This window comes from Rhodococcus sp. 06-1460-1B (assembly GCF_002258475.1).
GTDB lineage: Bacteria > Actinomycetota > Actinomycetes > Mycobacteriales > Mycobacteriaceae > Rhodococcoides > Rhodococcoides fascians.
In genome coordinates, this window is sequence record NZ_NOYS01000014.1 from 1 (window position 1) to 18,558 (window position 18,558).

At 66.4% G+C, this 18,558-nt stretch carries 15 protein-coding genes; all 15 read left to right on the forward strand.

The features are described from left to right. Window positions 1-275 precede the first annotated feature (275 nt). A complete protein-coding gene (mraZ, locus tag CH268_RS05020; protein WP_027497352.1) occupies window positions 276-707 on the forward strand; it encodes a division/cell wall cluster transcriptional repressor MraZ in 432 nt (143 codons plus the stop codon). Between the two features lie 219 nt (window positions 708-926). Next, window positions 927-1,967, forward strand: coding sequence for a 16S rRNA (cytosine(1402)-N(4))-methyltransferase RsmH (rsmH, locus tag CH268_RS05025; protein WP_027497351.1), 1,041 nt, complete (start codon window positions 927-929; stop codon window positions 1,965-1,967). After that, a complete protein-coding gene (locus tag CH268_RS05030; protein WP_228139226.1) occupies window positions 1,964-2,746 on the forward strand; it encodes a hypothetical protein in 783 nt (260 codons plus the stop codon). The genes rsmH and CH268_RS05030 overlap by 4 nt, the downstream gene beginning before the upstream one ends. After that, window positions 2,743-4,614, forward strand: a complete 1,872-nt coding sequence (locus CH268_RS05035; RefSeq protein WP_027497349.1) for a peptidoglycan D,D-transpeptidase FtsI family protein — start codon at window positions 2,743-2,745, stop codon at window positions 4,612-4,614. The genes CH268_RS05030 and CH268_RS05035 overlap by 4 nt, the downstream gene beginning before the upstream one ends. A gap of 157 nt (window positions 4,615-4,771) precedes the next feature. Further along, window positions 4,772-6,373, forward strand: a complete 1,602-nt coding sequence (locus CH268_RS05040; RefSeq protein WP_094662842.1) for a UDP-N-acetylmuramoyl-L-alanyl-D-glutamate--2,6-diaminopimelate ligase — start codon at window positions 4,772-4,774, stop codon at window positions 6,371-6,373. After that, complete coding sequence (locus tag CH268_RS05045; protein ID WP_094662743.1) at window positions 6,370-7,920, forward strand: UDP-N-acetylmuramoyl-tripeptide--D-alanyl-D-alanine ligase; 1,551 nt, start codon at window positions 6,370-6,372, stop codon at window positions 7,918-7,920. Before CH268_RS05040 ends, CH268_RS05045 begins: the two co-directional genes overlap by 4 nt. Next, window positions 7,917-9,002 (forward strand): phospho-N-acetylmuramoyl-pentapeptide-transferase, encoded by a 1,086-nt coding sequence (mraY, locus tag CH268_RS05050; RefSeq protein WP_032374350.1) that lies wholly within the window; start codon window positions 7,917-7,919, stop codon window positions 9,000-9,002. The genes CH268_RS05045 and mraY overlap by 4 nt, the downstream gene beginning before the upstream one ends. 3 nt (window positions 9,003-9,005) lie before the next feature. Next, entirely contained in the window at window positions 9,006-10,466 is a 1,461-nt protein-coding gene (gene murD / locus CH268_RS05055) for a UDP-N-acetylmuramoyl-L-alanine--D-glutamate ligase (RefSeq protein WP_094662745.1), read from the forward strand. Continuing rightward, window positions 10,463-12,043 carry a putative lipid II flippase FtsW gene (gene ftsW / locus CH268_RS05060; RefSeq protein ID WP_027497345.1) on the forward strand — a complete coding sequence of 527 codons (1,581 nt, stop codon included), beginning with the start codon at window positions 10,463-10,465 and terminating at the stop codon, window positions 12,041-12,043. The genes murD and ftsW overlap by 4 nt, the downstream gene beginning before the upstream one ends. After that, window positions 12,040-13,182 carry an undecaprenyldiphospho-muramoylpentapeptide beta-N-acetylglucosaminyltransferase gene (murG, locus tag CH268_RS05065; protein ID WP_027497344.1) on the forward strand — a complete coding sequence of 381 codons (1,143 nt, stop codon included), beginning with the start codon at window positions 12,040-12,042 and terminating at the stop codon, window positions 13,180-13,182. The genes ftsW and murG overlap by 4 nt, the downstream gene beginning before the upstream one ends. A gap of 65 nt (window positions 13,183-13,247) precedes the next feature. After that, entirely contained in the window at window positions 13,248-14,753 is a 1,506-nt protein-coding gene (murC, locus tag CH268_RS05070) for a UDP-N-acetylmuramate--L-alanine ligase (protein WP_094662747.1), read from the forward strand. Between the two features lie 122 nt (window positions 14,754-14,875). After that, a complete protein-coding gene (locus CH268_RS05075; protein WP_255182300.1) occupies window positions 14,876-15,544 on the forward strand; it encodes a cell division protein FtsQ/DivIB in 669 nt (222 codons plus the stop codon). A gap of 175 nt (window positions 15,545-15,719) precedes the next feature. Continuing rightward, window positions 15,720-16,994, forward strand: coding sequence for a cell division protein FtsZ (ftsZ, locus tag CH268_RS05080; protein WP_027497341.1), 1,275 nt, complete (start codon window positions 15,720-15,722; stop codon window positions 16,992-16,994). Then, on the forward strand, window positions 16,991-17,752 hold the full coding sequence (gene pgeF, locus CH268_RS05085; protein WP_063216716.1) for a peptidoglycan editing factor PgeF: 762 nt from the start codon (window positions 16,991-16,993) through the stop codon (window positions 17,750-17,752). Before ftsZ ends, pgeF begins: the two co-directional genes overlap by 4 nt. Further along, the gene (locus tag CH268_RS05090; RefSeq protein ID WP_094662751.1) at window positions 17,749-18,486 is read left to right on the forward strand and encodes a YggS family pyridoxal phosphate-dependent enzyme; all 738 of its coding nucleotides are present in this window, start codon (window positions 17,749-17,751) and stop codon (window positions 18,484-18,486) included. The genes pgeF and CH268_RS05090 overlap by 4 nt, the downstream gene beginning before the upstream one ends. Window positions 18,487-18,558 lie beyond the last annotated feature (72 nt).

An 18,558-nucleotide genomic window follows, 5' to 3' on the forward strand; every position in this document is an offset into this window, starting at 1 on the left:
CACTTCTCCCCACTCAGACCCCACCCCGGGGGTCCAGCTGCGCTTGTCAGGTGGGTTGCCGCACAAAATGCCTGCTCGAGACGCCCCGCGCTCCAGGGGATTGCGTCGGCCGGATCAGAGCCGACGTTGAACGCGGCGACGGGAACAGGCAATCTTCTTGCGTCTGAGCTGCGGATATGTGGTTGTCCACAAAGTTTTCGGGCTGTGAATGGTTCGAAGTGGGGGAGAGTGGGGTAAAGTGGTCCGCAGCGGAGAGTCGAGGCTGGAGGTGGCGAGTGTTTCTCGGTACCTACACGCCGAAGCTCGACGACAAGGGTCGACTCACGTTGCCGGCCAAGTTTCGGGACGCGCTTGCGGGAGGTGTCATGGTGAGCAAGGGGCAGGATTTCAGCCTTGCTGTCTACACCGCGGCAGACTTCGCAGAACGTTCTCGAAAGTTGACGGCGGCCTCTCGTGCCAACCCCAAAGCCCGTGCCTATGTGCGCCAGTTCTTTTCGGGAACCGACGAACAGCGGCCGGACGGACAGGGCCGCATCACCATCAGTCCCGAGCACCGTCGGTATGCGGGACTCGAACGCAACTGCGTGGTGATCGGATCGATGGACTTCATCGAGATCTGGAACGACGAAGCCTGGGCCCGCTACTCCGCCGAGAACGAGCAGGATTTCTCCGACGCGTTCGACGAATCCCTCGGAGGGATCTTGTAGACCACCGAGGCCGGCTGCGAGTGCAGCGAGGCCTCTGCCCGATCAGAACCCTGACGTTCTTCCCCAACGCCAGGTTTCGCAGATCAGGACCCTGACGTTCTTCCCCAACGCCAGGTTCCCTATCGGACAGGGACCTCGAAGCATTCGCACCGGCCGCAATGGACGACCCGCAGGGCCCGGACCCGGGCGAGAAGTACGTATACGCAACCGGGAGGGACCATGACGGAGGGAGCCGGGCCGGACGAGAACGACGCGTCCGCCGACCGCACTCACCGTCGCTCCGGCGGCCCGATCCACGTCCCCGTTCGACTCGAGCGTGCCGACGAACTTCTCGGGCCCGCAGTGGAATCGGCGGACGACCCCGACACGACTCGCGTCATGATCGACGCCACGCTCGGACTCGGCGGTCACGCCGAACACTTTCTACGGAAGTATCCCGGTCTGCACCTCATCGGACTCGATCGCGATCCTGACGCGCTCGACAAGGCGGGTGCCAGACTGGCCCCGTTCTCGGATCGAACGACTTTGGTGCACACCACATACGAGGGCATTGCCGCCGCCCTCGACGAGGCCGGACTTCCCGCGACCTATTCCGTTCACGCCATCCTGTTCGACCTCGGAGTGTCGTCGATGCAGCTGGACGAGTCGGACCGCGGCTTCGCGTATTCCGTCGATGCACCGCTGGACATGCGGATGAATCCGACGCAGGGCATCACGGCAGCCGACGTGCTCAATACGTACTCGCACGGCGATATCGCTCGCGTGCTCAGCACCTACGGAGAAGAGCGGTTCGCAGGCAAGATCGCGTCCGCAATTCTGCGGCGACGGGAGCACACGCCGTTCACCACGAGCGGCCCGTTGGTCGAATTGCTGTATGCCGCAATACCGGCCGCGACTCGCCGCACCGGTGGGCATCCGGCAAAGCGAACATTCCAGGCGCTGCGTATCGAGGTCAACGGGGAGCTCGATTCGCTCAAAGCCGCGGTGCCGGCCGGACTCGACGCCTTGGCCGTCGGCGGCCGCGTCGTCTTCATGTCGTATCAGTCGCTCGAAGATCGAGTTGTCAAACAGGAGTTGGCCCCTCGGATCAAGTCTCGAAGTCCCGAGGGGTTGCCGGTCGAACTTCCCGGGATGGGTCCGGAATTTCGGCTGTTGACCAGAGGTGCGGAACGCGCCTCGGACGAGGAAATCGAAGTCAACCCACGCTCGGCCCCGGTGAGGTTGCGCGCCGCCGAACGGATTGCAAGGAGAGCGGAATGACGGTTCCAGGCACAACTGTTGGAACACAACGCAATCGGGTTCCGGCTACTCGACCCGAGCGGGCCGGCCGCGGTGGTCGGTCCGGAGCCGCATTGCGCGCCTACGAGCGCAGGCAGCAGCGTGCCTCGATACATACGTCGGATTCTGCTCGCGGTTCGGCGGCCTCACTTCGTCCGACGCTCAACGGCAGCGCCATTGCGGCTCGAATCCCGTTCGTAGCCTTGGTCATCGGTCTGCTTGCGCTCGGGCTCGGCTTGACGTTGTTGTTGACGACGCGCTCGGCGGGGGACTCCTACGACCTCAGTGCCGCCAAAGCCGTCAACGCCGAGCTCGCACAACAGCGTGCCTCCTTGCAGCGTGACGTCGAGCTCGCGGAATCTGCGCCCGAGCTCGCGCGCAAAGCCGCCGCGATCGGAATGGTCCCCGCCAAGAACCCCGCCCGCCTCGTCGTAGCCCCCGAGGGCGGTGTGCAGGTCGTCGGCACGCCCGCTCCCGCCGACGGTGCGCCGGTTGCACCCCTCGATCCGCCTCCCGCCACCGGCTCGGGTGAGGGCTCGGTTCCGAGTGCGTCGACACAGAATCCCGCACAACAGTCGGCGCAGTCGCAGACTCCGAGGAGTGCGTCGCAGCCCACCAGGCCGACGGGCACAGGTGACACCCGTGCCGCCACGCCGAGTGCGCCCAATGGTGCCGGAACTGCCGCGCTTGCTGAACAATTGGTTCCCATGAGCACCCCCTCGGCTCCCGCCCCCGGCGAATCCTCCGGTGACGAGCAGTGACCAGGCCGTCGCCTGCGTCACGTCCCCGGCCCGCAGATCGAGCGCGGCCGGGACGAAAGCGTTTGGACTCGTCCACATTTCGTTTTCGGCACGGTACGGGCCGCATCCTGATGTACGTGGCCTTGGCGGTCGTCGCGGCACAGTTGCTGTGGATTCAAGGATTCGATGCGCCGACACTGTCGGCCGAGTCCGCCTCGCAGCGCACCACCACCCTCGTCGATCCGGCGATGCGCGGCTCGATCCTCGATCGCAACGGAAACCCGATCGCTTTCACCATGGAAGCGAAAGCGCTGACGTTCCAGCCGGTCCGGGTTCGTAGAGAACTCGACGAGGCACGCGCCAAGGATCCGACGAAGCCGGAAACCGACAAGTACCTCGACGACATCGCTGAGCGGATCCACAGCGATCTCGGTGACGTCGTCAGCAAGAAGGATCTGCTCGCGAAACTGAAGAGCAACGACGAATTCACCTATCTGGCACGGGGTGTGGACGCCACCGTGGCGTCGAACATCAGCAAGGAATTCAAGCAGGTCGGGCTCGAACGTCAGGACATCCGCGAGTACCCGGGAGGCTCGCTCGCCGCGAACATCGTCGGGGCCACCGGGTGGGACGGACACGGCCTGCTCGGGCTCGAGGATTCGCTCGACGCCACGCTCGCCGGTACCGACGGATCGCAGACCTACGATCGCGGCTCCGACGGGGCCGTCATTCCCGGCAGCTGGCGAGACAAGCAGCCCGCGGTCAACGGCTCGAACGTGGAACTGACCATCGACGCGGACCTGCAGTACTACGTACAGCAGCAGGTGCAGCTGGCGAAAGATCTGTCCGGGGCCAAGAATGCGTCTGCCTACGTTCAGGATTCGCACACCGGCGAAGTGCTGGCGATGTCGAACGACAACACGTTCAACCCCGGAATCGGCGTCGGAAACAACGAACGGACCAAGGAGATGGGCAATCTGCCCGTCACGACGCCGTTCGAGCCCGGTTCGGTCAACAAGATCATCACTGCTGCAGCCGCTATCGAATACGGGCTCACCACACCCGACGAGGTGCTGCAGGTACCGGGCAACATCTTCATGTCCGGTGTCTCGGTCCGGGACGCCTGGGAACACGGAGTTGCGCCGTACACCTCCACCGGAGTTTTCGGTAAGTCCTCCAACGTGGGAACTCTGATGCTGGCTCAACGTGTCGGCGAGGATCGGTATGCCGACATGCTGAACAAGTTCGGCTTGGGCCAGCGCAGCGACGTCGGCCTCCCCAATGAGAGCGCAGGCAGCGTGCCCAGCCGCGATCAGTGGTCGGGCGGTACCTTCGCCAACCTGCCGATCGGGCAGGGTCTGTCGATGACGCTCCTGCAGATGACCGGGATGTACCAGGCGATCGCCAACGACGGTGTGCGCATCCCGCCTCGGATCGTCGCGGCAACGGTGGACGCCAACGGCGAACGAACCGAGACACCGCGACCCGACGGGGTGTACGTGGTCAGTCCCGATACCGCGAAGACGGTCCGCAACATGTTCCGGTCGGTCACCCAGGACGACAACGGAAATCAGCGCGGTACCGGAGTCGCCGCTGGTGTCGAGGGCTACCAGATCAGTGGTAAGACCGGCACGGCCCAGCAGGTCGATCCCGAGTGCAAGTGCTACTCGAACTCGAAGTACTGGATCACGTTCGCGGGTATCGCTCCGGCCGACGATCCTCGCTACGTGATCGGGATCATGCTGGACGCGCCGTCGCGCAGCGCCGACGGCTCGGGAGGGCAGTCGGCCGCACCGCTGTTCCACAACATCGCCAGCTGGCTGTTGCAGCGCGACAGTGTTCCGATGTCCGCAGACCCGGGCCCCAAGTTGGTTCTTCAGGCCGACTGACGCTCGAATCTGTCGGTCCGGGAATCGGGGCGGCAGCATGCCGATCACGGTCGCCGGTAATCTGACACATCGGCTCGAGGCGTGTTCGTCGATCAGCCACCGCAGCGTGTTCGAGCTGACGCAGTGTGCGGTGGCAGTACAGAGGAAGGGAGCAGGAGTGACTGTGTCACCGGATTCACAACCCGCTCCGGGGTCTCGGCCGGCGAATCCGCCGCACACCGACGTATCCGACGTGGCGTCCGCTGTCGGTGCAACGATCGAGTGGGGACACCTCGACGGAGTGCAGGTCACCGGAATCGATCTGCGAGCGCAGTCCGTTCGTCCCGGCGATCTCTTCGCCGCGCTACCCGGATCCGCTCGGCACGGAGCCGAGTTCACCGCCGACGCGATCGAGCGGGGTGCGGCGGCGGTCTTCACCGACCCATCCGGTGCCGACATCGTCCGCCGCGTCCTCGCCACCGCCGATCGCCAGGTTCCTGTCCTCGTGCACGACCGACCACGCCAGGTGCTCGGAACCGTGTCCGCCCTCGTGTACGGCAATCCGTCGTCGAAGATGACGGTCGTCGGAATCACCGGCACGTCGGGCAAGACGACGACCGCGTACCTCGTGGAGGCCGGCCTGACAACCGCCGGCCGCCGCTGCGGACTGATCGGCACGATCGAGACCCGCGTAGTGGGCCGGCACGTACCGAGCGCTCTCACCACCCCCGAGGCTCCGCAGTTGCATGCGCTCTTCGCCGTCATGGTCGAGGCCGGAGTCGACACCGTGGTGATGGAAGTGTCCTCCCATGCGTTGTCCCTCGGCCGAGTCGACGGCACCGACTTCGCGGTTGGCGCGTTCACCAACCTGTCCCAGGATCATCTCGACTTCCACGACTCGCTCGAGGACTACTTTCTGGCCAAGAGCCGGCTGTTCGGGGTCGATTCGCCGGTACGGGCAGACACAGCGGTCGTGTGCGTCGACGATGCCTGGGGCGTGCGGATGGCCGATATCGCCCGGTCGGCAGGATCCACGGTCGTCACGGTGTCCACCGGTGCCGACTCGCAGTGGACCGTCTCCGAGTGGGCCAAGCACGACGACGGAACGCAGTCGTTCACCGTTGCCGATCCGAACGGAACGTCGTTGCCGGTGTCGGTGCGTCTGCCGGGTCGCTACAACGTCGCCAACGCCGTGCTCGCGCTCGCGACCTGCGAAGCGGCAGGCGTGGATGCCGCGACGGCGGCGCCCGGAATCGCCACCGTCGACGTGCCCGGTCGAGTGCAACGAATCGATCGCGGCCAGGACTTCCTCGCGGTGGTCGACTACGCCCATAAGCCCGCTGCGGTCGAAGCGGTGCTGGCGACTCTGCGAGAGTCGTCCCGTGGACGTATCGCCGTCGTGTTGGGTGCCGGCGGGGATCGAGACACCGCCAAGCGCCCTCTGATGGGCGCGGCCGGAGCGCGCGGTGCCGATCTGCTCGTGGTGACCGACGACAATCCGCGCAGTGAGGATCCGGCAGCGATACGGCATGCCGTCGAAGACGGTGCACTGTCGGTGCCCGACGACGCTCGTGGCGAAGTACGAAATGTCGAAGGCCGCGCAGCGGCGATAGAACAAGCCGTGGCGTGGGTACGTGAGGGGGACGTTGTGTTGATCGCAGGTAAAGGACACGAGACGGGCCAGGAGGTGGCGGGGGTGAAGTATCCGTTCGACGACCGAGTGGTACTCGCATCGGCCATCGATGCACGACTGGTCACCACGAGCGCAGGCGCACGGTGATACCGCTCTCGATCGCTCGCATCGCCGAGGTCGTCGGCGGCGAACTGCACGACGTGGCGGACCCGACGGTGCTGGTTGCCGGGCCGGTGGAGTTCGACTCACGCAAGGTCACACCCGGCAGTGTCTTTCTCGCCCTGCCCGGTGCCAAGGTGGACGGCCACGAGCACGCGGCCGACGCCGTGGCCGCAGGCGCTGCTGTCGTTCTCGCGGCGCGTCCGGTGGGCGTCCCGGCTGTCGTCGTTCGGCCGGCGCCGCACTCGAGCCGTGCGATGGCACTCGAACACGACCCGGAGGGGGCCGGCGCTGCGGTGTTGACCGCGCTCGGTGCATTGGCCCGGGAATCGGTGCTCGAACTGACCGCGCGCCACGACCTGACCGTGGTGGGCGTGACGGGGTCGTCGGGCAAGACGTCGACGAAGGATCTCATCTCGGCGGTGCTGCGTCCGCTCGGATCCGTGGTGGCCCCACCCGGATCGTTCAACAACGAACTCGGGCATCCATGGACTGCTCTGCGGGCCGACGCCGATACCGACTTCCTCGCTCTCGAGCTGTCCGCCCGGGGAATCGGCCACATCGCCGAACTCGCCAGGCTTGCGCCGCCGCGGATCGGGGTGGTCCTCAACGTCGGAACCGCGCACCTGGGCGAGTTCGGTTCACGTGCCGCGATTGCGCTGGCCAAGGGTGAACTGGTCGAGGCACTGCCCGCTGCTGCGGACGGCGGCGTGGCGATCCTCAACATCGACGATCGTCTGGTCGCCGAGATGGCGACACGCACGAAGGCGGCCGTCGTCACCGTCGGACTCAACGCGGACGCCGACGTCCGGGCTGTCGACGTCGTGGTCGACACCGATGCGCGAGCGTCGTTCACACTCGTGTGTGCGGCAGGCACGGCGCACATCACGCTGGCGGTGCACGGTGAACATCAGGTGGGCAACGCCCTGGCTGCCGCGGCCGTCGCGCTCGAGTGCGGGGCCGGCGTGGCCCAGGTTGCCGAAGCGCTCTCGACCGCGGTACCCACCTCGATCCGCCGGATGGATGTACGCACCCGCGCGGACGGCGTCACCGTCATCAACGACTCGTACAACGCGAATCCCGATTCGGTGCGGGCCGCCCTCAAGGCGCTGGTGTCGATGTCGCGGCGTGATGACGGGCCGAAGCGGCGCAGTTGGGCGGTGCTGGGGGAGATGGGCGAGCTCGGCGGCGAATCGGTGGTGGAGCACGATGCGATCGGTCGGCTCGCCGTCCGCCTGGACGTCGATCGGTTGATCATCGTCGATTCGGGTCGGCCCACGCGTGCGCTGCATCAGGGCGCCGTCATGGAAGGGTCCTGGGGCGAGGAATCGATGCTCGTACCCGACCGCGAGACCGCCATCGCCGTGCTCGAGGACGAGGTTCGCGCCGGCGACATCGTTCTGGTCAAGGCCTCGCAGTCGGGCGCGATGTGGACCGTTGCCGACGCCCTGTTGGCCGAACCGTCGGCCGACGCCCTGTTGGCCGAACCGTCGGCCGACGCCTTGTTGGCCGAACCGTCGGAGGGCGAGCAGTGAGACAGATCCTGTTCGCCGGAGGGATCGCACTTGCAGTCGCAATTCTGCTGACTCCCGTGCTCATCAAGACCTTCTCGAAACAGGGCTTCGGCCAGGAGATCCGGGTCGAGGGCCCGGCGAGCCATCAGTCCAAGCGCGGTACTCCCACCATGGGCGGCGTGGCGATCCTGGTCGGGATCTGGGCCGGCTACTGGGGCTCGCACCTGATCGGCATCGGATACGACGCCGAGGGGCCGTCGGCCTCGGCGCTACTCGTACTCGGCCTGACCACCGTGCTCGGCCTCGTCGGATTTCTCGACGACTTCATCAAGATTCGTAAACAGCGCAACCTCGGTCTGAACGCCACCGGCAAGTACGTCGGCCAGATCACCGCGGCGGTGCTGTTCGCCATCCTGGTCCTGCAATTTCGCAGCGACGACGGATTGACTCCGGGCAGCACTCAACTGTCGTATGTGCGCGACATCGCAACGTGGTCGATGTCGGCTGCTGTCTTCGTGTTCTTCGTCTGTCTGCTGGTGATCGCGTGGTCCAACTCGGTCAATCTCACCGACGGCCTCGACGGCCTGGCGGCCGGGTCCATGACATTGGTCCTCGGGGCGTACACCGTCATCACCTTCTGGCAGTACCGGCAGGCGTGTGCAGGGCCGGCCGGTCCTGCGCCGGGTTGCTACGACGTACGCGACCCTCTCGACCTGGCCCTGGTGTGCGCATCGGCGGCCGGTGCCTGCATCGGTTTCCTGTGGTGGAACGCCGCGCCCGCCAAGATCTTCATGGGCGATACCGGATCCCTCGCTCTGGGCGGCCTGATCGCAGGACTCTCCGTGGTCACCAAGACCGAACTGATCATGGTGGTCATCGGCGCGTTGTTCGTCGCCGAAGCAGCGTCGGTCGTCATCCAGGTCGCAGTGTTCCGGTCGAGTCGGCGACGCGTGTTCCGAATGGCCCCGTTCCATCACCACTTCGAGTTGGCCGGTTGGGCCGAGACGACGGTCATCATCAGGTTCTGGTTGCTCGCCGCGATCGCCTCGGCCGTCGGCTTGGCACTGTTCTACAGCGAATACCTCGCGGCTGTGGGCGGTTAGGCGATGACCGAAGCCTCGACCGATCTGTCCTGGTTGCGCTGTAGTTCCGTGCTGGTCACCGGTGCGCGCATCTCCGGGCTGGCCGTCGTACGCCCACTGCTGGACCTCGGCGCACTCGTGACCGTCACCGACTCGAACCGAGCTGCGCTCGGCGAGGCGTCGGCGCTCGGTGCTGCCGTGGTGGTTCAGGACGATCTGCTCGCCGATCCGGACGCGATCACGGCCTTTGCGCTCGTCGTCACCAGTCCCGGGTTCCGGCCGGACTCTCCGGTGCTGGCTGCGGCCGCCGACCACGGCGTCCCGGTGTGGGGCGACGTGGAGTTCTCGTGGCATCTCGACCGCGCCGAGGTGTACGGCCCGCGCGCTCGTTGGCTGGTGGTCACCGGTACGAACGGTAAGACGACCACCACCTCGATGCTCGCCTCGATCCTCGACGCGGCCGGAATCGACTCCGTCGCCTGCGGAAACATCGGCCTCCCCATCGCCGACGCATTGCGCGGTACCCCACATCCGCGCGTGCTCGCGGTCGAGCTGTCGTCCTTCCAGTTGTTCTGGGCACCGTCGGTTCGTCCCGCGGCGGGGGTGGTGCTCAACATCGCCGAGGATCATCTGGACTGGCACGGGGGCATGGACGGGTACGTCCAGGCCAAGGCGCGCGCGTTGGGCGGGGACGTCGGGGTCGTCGGACTCGACGACGCGGTGGCGGCCGGTCTGCGGGCGGGGGCACCGGCTGAGACGGTCGTCGGTTTCCGCCTGGACGAACCCGCCGCGGGCGAGTTGGGAGTGCGGGCGGGAATGCTCGTCGATCGTGCGTTCGGGGACAACGTCGAGTTGCTCCGGGCCGACGCGGTGGAACCGAGTGGCCCGTCCGGTGTGCTCGACGCGTTGGCCGCGGCTGCGTTGGCGCGATCGATCGGTGTCGACGCCGAGGCCGTCCGAAACGGTTTGCGGACGTACCGGGTGGGACCGCATCGGGCCGCAGTGGTGCGTGAACTCGGTGGGGTGACGTTCGTCGACGATTCCAAGGCGACGAATCCGCATGCCGCGCGCTCGTCGATCCTCGCGCACGATCGGGTCGTGTGGATCGCGGGCGGGTTGTTGAAGGGTGCGGTGATCGACGATCTGGTCGTCGAGATCGCCGATCGGCTCGTGGCTGCGGTGGTGTTGGGCCGCGATGGGATGCAGATCGCAGAGGCTTTGGCGCGACACGCCCCCGATGTTCCGGTCGTCAGGCTCCCTTCGGGAGACGATGCTGGTGTGACTCATGAGGCTGAAGATGCAGATGCGGTGATGCGAGCGGCCGTCGACCACGCTGCGGGGTTTGCCGCGGCCGGCGATACCGTCCTGCTGGCCCCCGCGGCTGCGTCGTTGGACATGTTCGTCGATTACGGCCACCGCGGCCGAAGCTTCGCCGAGTCCGTCGAGCGCCTCGACATCGCCGCCCTCGGATCGCCGCGATCGTGACCACCGCAGCTCGACCGGCGCGTCCACCTCGTCGCACCACCACGCCGCGCACCCGAATCGGACTGTGGTTCGGTCGGCCGCTGGCGTCGTTCCACCTCATCGTCACGATCGCGGTGCTGCTCACCGTGCTCGGACTGGTGATGGTGCTGTCCGCGTCGTCGGCCGAATCGTTCGCAGCCGACGAGTCCGGCTACGCGCTGTTCACGCAACAGCTGATCGGTGTCGCACTAGGTGTGGTCGCGTTCTATGCGGCGCTTCGGCTGCCGGTGCGATACCTGCGCAAATTGTCGTTCCCGCTCTTCCTGGTCTCGATCACGATGTTGATGCTGGTGTTGATCCCCGGTATCGGTGCCGAGCGTCAGGGCGCACGGCGTTGGTTCGACTTCGGTGTCGTCTCGTTCCAGCCGTCCGAGCTGGCGAAGGTCGCGTTGGTTCTGTGGGGAGCGCACCTGCTGGCCTCCCGCCGCAGCGAGCACGGCAACATCAAGTCGCTGCTGGTGCCGTTGCTGCCTGCGGGCCTGCTCATGTGTCTGCTCGTCGTGCTCCAGCCCAACCTCAGTACCGCGATCGCCCTGGGCATCATTCTCGTCGCACTGCTGTGGTTCGCCGGCCTCAACGCCCGGCTGTTCGGAGCAGTCCTGGTGACCGGTTTGGCTCTGGCGACCGTGCTCGCGTTCACCGCCGGCTACCGCTCGAACCGCGTCAAGGCTTGGCTCAACCCGGGGGAGGACACCCAGGGTCTGTCGTATCAGTCCACCCAGGCCAAGTACTCCTTGGCCGACGGCGGACTCTTCGGTCGCGGATTGGGACAGAGTCGCGCGAAATGGAGCTACCTCCCCAACGCGCACAACGACTTCATCTTCGCGATCATCGGCGAGGAGCTCGGCATGATCGGCTGCCTTGCCGTCATCGGATTGTTCGGTCTCTTCGTCTACACCGGCCTACGCATCGCGATGCGGTCGGTCGATCCGTTCCTGCGTCTGTTGACTGCAGGCGCAACGTGCTGGGTGTTCGGTCAGGCCATGATCAACATCGGTTATGTGGTCGGGCTGCTGCCGGTGACCGGTCTGCAGCTGCCGCTGGTGTCCTACGGCGGTACGTCTACGGCCATCACGCTGTTGATGTTCGGAATCATCGCCAGTGCGGCCCGACACGAACCGGAAGCCATCGCCGCGCTGCACGCCGGGCAAGAGGGTCGTATCGCCCGAGCTCTGAGATTGCCGCTGCCTGCTGTCTTCTCACCGAAGCGGGCCGCGATGGCACGCTCCAAATCCACCCGTCCCACGTTGGCGGCGCAGGATCGCACACGTCTCGAGTCCCGCAAGAACAAGGACGGCCGTGGGGCACGGTCACCCGAGCCCGGACGTACCCGGGTGTCGAGTTCACGGGTGGACACGGCCGGCCCCAACGGGTCGGCCAGGAACGCACCCCGTGGCCACGCCCGCCGTGCCGAGCCCCAACGCCGAGACACCGGCAGCGGGTACGCCGCCGGACCACGGTCGCCGTATCGGCCGCGTCCGGAACCGCAACCCGGTCGTCCGCCGGTCCGCTCGGGTGAGCGAGGATATCGACGGTGAAGCAGACATCGAGGCCGATATCCGTGGTGGTGGCCGGAGGCGGAACCGCCGGACACATCGAGCCCGCGCTCGCCGTGGCCGACGCCCTACGCGAGCTCGACCCCACCGTCACCGTCACCGCCCTCGGCAGCAGCCGGGGGCTCGAAACGACACTGGTACCCGCCCGCGGCTACGCGCTGGAACTGATACCGCCCGTGCCGCTGCCTCGCAAGCCCACTCTCGACCTGGTGAAGTTACCGGTTCGGGTCGCACGGTCGGTGCGTCGAACCCGGGAGATCTTCGCTGCGGTCGAGGCCGATGTACTGGTCGGCTTCGGCGGCTACGTCGCGCTTCCTGCGTATCTCGCTGCCCGCGGTCGACTTCTCGGTCGCGGCGGCCGTATTCCGGTGATCATTCACGAGGCCAATGCCCGCGCCGGCATCGCGAACAAGGTCGGTGCACGCAGCGCCGAACGAGTCCTTGCCGCCGTCGCCGGATCTGGTATCTCTGCACCGGGGTCCGAGGATGCAGAAGTGATCGGAATTCCGGTGCGGCCCACCATCACCGGTCTCGATCGCGCAGCGATGCGGTCGCAGGCTCGCGCTCATTTCGGTCTGCCCGAACACGGGCCGGTGCTGCTGGTGTTCGGCGGTTCACAGGGCGCGCGTTCACTCAACGACGCAGTGTCCGGTGCCTCGGCCGCCCTTGCCGCCGCCGGCATCTCGGTTCTGCACGCACACGGTCCCAAGAACACACTGGACGTGGAGCAGAGCAATCCGGATGCTCCGTACGTCGCAGTGCCCTACATCGACCGGATGGACCTGGCCTACGCGGCGGCCGATCTCGCGATCTGCCGGTCCGGTGCCATGACGGTCGCCGAAGTCTCCGCGACCGGGCTTCCTGCCGTGTACGTGCCTCTACCGCACGGCAACGGTGAGCAGGAGCTCAATGCACGTCCCGTCGTCGACGCCGGAGGTGGCATCCTGGTAGCCGACGCGACGCTGAGCGCGCAGTACGTGACCGACACGGTCGTCGCTTTGGTGGCCGACACCGAGCGCATCGCCGCGATGTCCCGTGCTGCGGCAGGAGCCGGTCACAAGGGTGCTGCGGCTGCCGTTGCGCAGATCGTGCTCGATACCGCGCACGCGGCGCGGCGCTGAACCGGGCGGCGGCGAGAATGCCACAGAACGAGGGAGACGTCCGCGTGACAACTGAGGGTGCGGCGATGTCGGAGTTGCCGGCAGAGCTCGAACGGGTGCACATGGTGGGAATCGGCGGTGCCGGGATGTCCGGGATCGCACGCATTCTGCTGGCGCGCGGTGGTCAGGTGTCCGGATCGGATGCCAAGGAATCGCGCGGGGTGTTGGCGCTGCGAGCCCGCGGTGCGCTGGTGCGAATCGGGCACGATGCAAGCGCACTGGACATGATCGACGGCGGCCCCACCGTGGTCGTGACGACCCACGCGGCCATACCCAAGACCAACCCCGAACTCGTCGAGGCTCGCGATCGCGGGATTCCGGTGGTGTTGCGGCCCGCCGTCCTCGCGTCGTTGATGGAGGGGTACCGCACCCTGCTGGTGTCGGGCACGCACGGCAAGACGTCGACCACATCGATGTTGGTCGTCGCACTGCAGCACTGTGGGTTCGACCCGTCGTTCGCGGTCGGCGGTGAGCTCAACGAGGCCGGAACCAACGCGCATCACGGCAGTGGCGACGTCTTCGTCGCCGAGGCGGACGAGAGTGACGGTTCGCTGTTGCAGTACTCGGCGAACGTGATCATCGTGACGAACATCGAGGCCGATCATCTCGATTTCTTCGGTACGACCGAGGCATACGTGAAGGTGTTCGACGATTTCGCCGCGCTGCTGCACCCGGGCGGTGTGCTGGTTGCATGCATGGACGACCCGGGTTCGGCAGCTCTGGCCCGCCGCGTGGTCGAGAAGAATCTTCCCGGAGTGACGGTGCTCGGCTACGGGTCGTCCGACGTCGACGCCGGACCGGTCGAGATGGCCGTTCGCCTGTTGGCCTGGGAGCCCGAGGACATCGGGGGCGTCGCGCAGTTGCAGATCGCCGGTGAGGACTCTGCCCGCACGGTTCGGCTGGGAGTACCGGGACGGCACACCGCCCTCAACGCCCTGGCGGCGTTCGTGGCTGCCCGCCAGGTGGGCGCGGGGGTCGAGGAGTTGCTGGCCGGGCTGACCGGATTCGGGGGAGTGCACCGGCGGTTCCAATTCACCGGACGCGAGCACGGAGTCCGAGTGTTCGACGACTACGCCCATCACCCCACCGAGGTGCGGGCCGTGCTGACCGCTGCGCAGGCGTTGGTCGCGGGTCAAGCACTCGAGGGTGGCGAGCGGGGGCGGGTCGTGGTGGTGTTCCAACCGCATCTGTACTCGCGCACTGCGACGTTCGCCGAGGAGTTCGGTACCGCACTGTCGTTGGCCGACGAGATCGTGGTGCTCGACGTCTACGGCGCTCGCGAGGAACCCCTGCCCGGTGTGACCGGGGCCTTGGTCGCAGCGTCGGTGACCAAACCGGTGAATTACCAACCGGATCTGTCGTTGGTCGCCAAGCAGGTGGCCAATCTCAGCCGTCCCGGCGACGTGGTGATCACGATGGGTGCGGGCGACGTGACCATGCTCGGCGGGCCCATTCTCGACGCCCTTCGTTCCAAAACCGATTTCGGTGCCACGACCGGCCGCGCGGCACCGAAGGATCGGCCGTCGACGTGACTCGTCGGTCCGATCGAGACCGCGCTTCCAGATCGGAACCCGTTGCCGGGCAGGGTGATTCGACGTCGTCGGTCACAGACAGGCAAGCTCGCGCGCAGGCCAGGGAAGAAGAGCGCGCTCGCGTGAAACGGTCACGCCGTCGCGCAGTCCTTGCCGTCGTGGCGGTTGTCGCAGTGATCATCGGATCGGCGGTACTGGTCTACTTCACGCCGCTGCTGTCGGTTCGGACGATTTCGGTCGTGGGAGCCTCGTCGGTGTCCGAACAGGAGATCCTCGACCGACTCGAGGTGTCGACCGGCCTGCCGCTGGTGCGGGTCGACGCCGCGGCCGCGGCCCAGCGTGTTGCATCGATACCGGAGCTGGCATCGGTTCGGGTGCAACGGAAATACCCGTCCACCGTGCAGGTCACCGTCGAAGAACGTGTCCCGGTGGCGTTCGTCGATTCTCCCGACGGCACTCACTTGCTCGATGCAACCGGCGTGGACTTCGCCGTCGCACCGCCTCCGCCCGGGGTGGTCCGACTGGTGACCGACAATCCTGTCTTCGGCGATCCGGTGACGAAAGATGCACTGGCTGTGCTCGATTCGCTGCCGCCGCTGATTCGAGGTCAGGTCGGCGAAGTGCGCGCGAGCACGCTGTCCGACATCTCGATCCTGCTGTTGGACGGGCGTACCGTCGTGTGGGGGAACAAGGACAACTCCGAGCGCAAGGGGGCGGTGGCGATCGCGTTGCTGTCGCAACCGGGTCAGATTTTCGACGTGTCCAGTCCCGATCTTCCGACCACGAAATAGCAACGGGTCCGAAAGGCTCATATTTTCGGCGCGGCATCGGCGCGCCTAATGGCGATCGTGGCCGTCGGTGAATAGCGTTCCGATCAGTCGAGTACTTGACATAACTCTAAGCCTGTGGTTTAGGTTGAGGGTTTTCCACATTTTTCGAGCAACAATCCACGGAAGGCGAGAGCCCATGACGCCCCCGCACAACTACCTCGCCGTAATCAAGGTCGTCGGCATCGGCGGCGGCGGCGTGAACGCGGTCAACCGGATGATCGAACAGGGACTCAAGGGAGTCGAGTTCATCGCCGTCAACACCGACGCTCAGGCCTTGCTTATGAGTGACGCCGACGTCAAGCTCGACGTCGGCCGTGAGCTGACTCGCGGACTCGGTGCCGGTGCCGACCCCGAGGTGGGTCGCCGCGCAGCGGACGACCACAAGGACGAGATCGAAGAGGTCCTCAAGGGTGCCGACATGGTCTTCGTCACCGCAGGTGAGGGCGGCGGAACCGGTACCGGTGGCGCTCCCGTCGTCGCCAACATCGCGCGCAAGCTCGGCGCGCTGACCGTCGGCGTCGTGACGCGTCCGTTCTCTTTCGAGGGAAAGCGCCGTGGTGGCCAGGCCGACACCGGTATCCAGCAGCTGCGTGAATCCTGCGACACGCTCATCGTCATTCCCAACGATCGTCTGCTTCAGCTCGGCGACGCGGCCGTCAGCCTCATGGATGCGTTCCGCAGTGCCGACGAGGTCCTGCTCAACGGCGTTCAGGGCATCACCGATCTGATCACCACCCCCGGGCTGATCAACGTCGACTTCGCCGACGTCAAGGGCGTTATGTCCGGCGCAGGCAGTGCGCTGATGGGCATCGGTTCCTCCCGAGGTGAAGGCCGCGCGATCAAGGCCGCGGAATCCGCGATCAACTCGCCGCTGCTGGAAGCGTCCATGGAAGGTGCCCGCGGAGTGCTGCTCTCCATCGCGGGTGGCTCGGATCTCGGCCTGTTCGAGATCAACGAGGCCGCCTCGCTGGTCCAGGAAGCTGCGCACATCGACGCCAACATCATCTTCGGAACCGTCATCGACGACTCTCTCGGCGACGAGGTTCGTGTCACCGTCATCGCCGCCGGGTTCGACGGAGGAACGCCCACGCGTCGTCCGGTCGAGGCAGCGGCATCCACCCGCGGCCCGATCGGATCGGCACGCTCGGGTGAGGTCTCCTCACGCTCCAACGACAGCTCCGAGGGCGCTGTGTTCCGCGACCCGGTCGGCGCACCCAGCGGATCGAGCCTGCCCCCGCTGAACTCGTCCAGTTCGTCGAACCGCGAATCGTCCAGCCGCGAGTCCGCAGCCGGTCACGGCCGGGATTCCGGCGGTCAGGGCCGCGAGTCGGTCGGATCCGGACGCCGCGTTCCCGTCGCCGAGGACGACGGCGAAGACGAGGTCGACGTACCGTCCTTCATGCGGCGGTGAGTGACTCCTTTCGGGTCAGGCGGGTGTCGACGACGCGAGCAGGCGGCGTGTCGGCCCCGCCGTTCGACACCTTCAATCTCGGTGACCACGTAGGCGACGACCCGGCTGCTGTCGAGGCCAACCGTCGACGCCTCGGTGACCGGTTGGGTATGGGCATCGAACGCATGGTGTTCATGGAACAGGTCCACGGCCGCACCGTCACGGTGGTGGACGGGCCGGTGTCCGAGCCCGTTCCCATGACAGATGCGTTGGTGACGACGCAGCGCGATCTCGCGCTCGTGGTGTTGACGGCCGACTGTGTTCCGGTGTTGCTGTCCGACGAAGAGGCGGGCGTGATCGCCGCGGTACACGCCGGCCGCGTCGGTGCCCGCATCGGCATCATTCCTCGAGTACTTGCGTCGATGGTCGAGCTGGGCGCGGTCCCGGAGAGGATCGGGGCCTTCCTCGGCCCGGCGGCCAGTGGGCGTCAGTACGAGGTACCCGCACACATGCGTGCCGACGTCGACAAGCATCTTCCCGGAAGCGCGACGACGACGGTTCGGAACACCCCCGGTCTCGATATCCCGGCAGGTGTGCGCGCGCAGCTGATCGCCGCAGGACTGCACGGAGTGGCTCAGGATCCCCGGTGCACCATCGAGGATCGCACCCTGTTCAGCCATCGCCGGGAAGGTTCGACCGGCCGTATCGCGAGCGTCGTGTGGATGGATTCCGCATCCGCAGACGAGGTTGTCGACTCCGGCCAGGAGAGGATGTCGTGAGCGAGCCCACCGACCGAGCTGCCGAGATCGCCGCCGCGTTGGCGTCGGTACGCGAACGACTGGCGCGAGCATGTGCGGACGCAGGTCGAGAAGACTCGACCGTGACTCTGCTGCCGGTGACGAAGTTCTTCCCCGCGTCCGACGTTCGGATCCTGTACGAGCTGGGCTGCCGTGAGTTCGGCGAGTCCAGAGAGCAGGATGCGTCGCCCAAAGTGGCCGAGACCGCCGACGAGTTCCGCGGTGATCCGCCGCGATGGCACATGATCGGGCATCTCCAGCGAAACAAGGCGAAGTCCATCGCTGCGTGGGCGCACTCCATTCACTCGGTGGACAGTGCTCGATTGGTCACCGCGCTGTCCAAGGCCACCGAGACAGCACTCGACGACGGCGCTCGGACGACGCCGCTCGACGTCCTCGTTCAGGTCAGTCTCGACGGCGATGTCCACCGCGGCGGCGTCGAACGCGGGGACCTGTACGAGTTGGCCGACGCGGTGTCGACCGCACCCGGCTTGCGTCTGGCGGGACTGATGGCCGTACCTCCGTTGGACGCCGATGCGGACGCTGCGTTCGGTGATCTCGAGGTGCTGCATCAGCGACTTCTGCGTGATCATCCCGATGCCCGCGAGTTGTCGGCCGGCATGACGAGGGACCTGGAAGCTGCTGTGCGACACGGATCGACGTGCGTGCGTGTCGGTACCGCAATACTCGGTGCGCGGCCGATAGCCTCCCAATAACAGTCCACGGATCACATCAGTCACAACAGACACTTGCGAACCTGGAGATGGACAGTAGACACGGCCACGGAA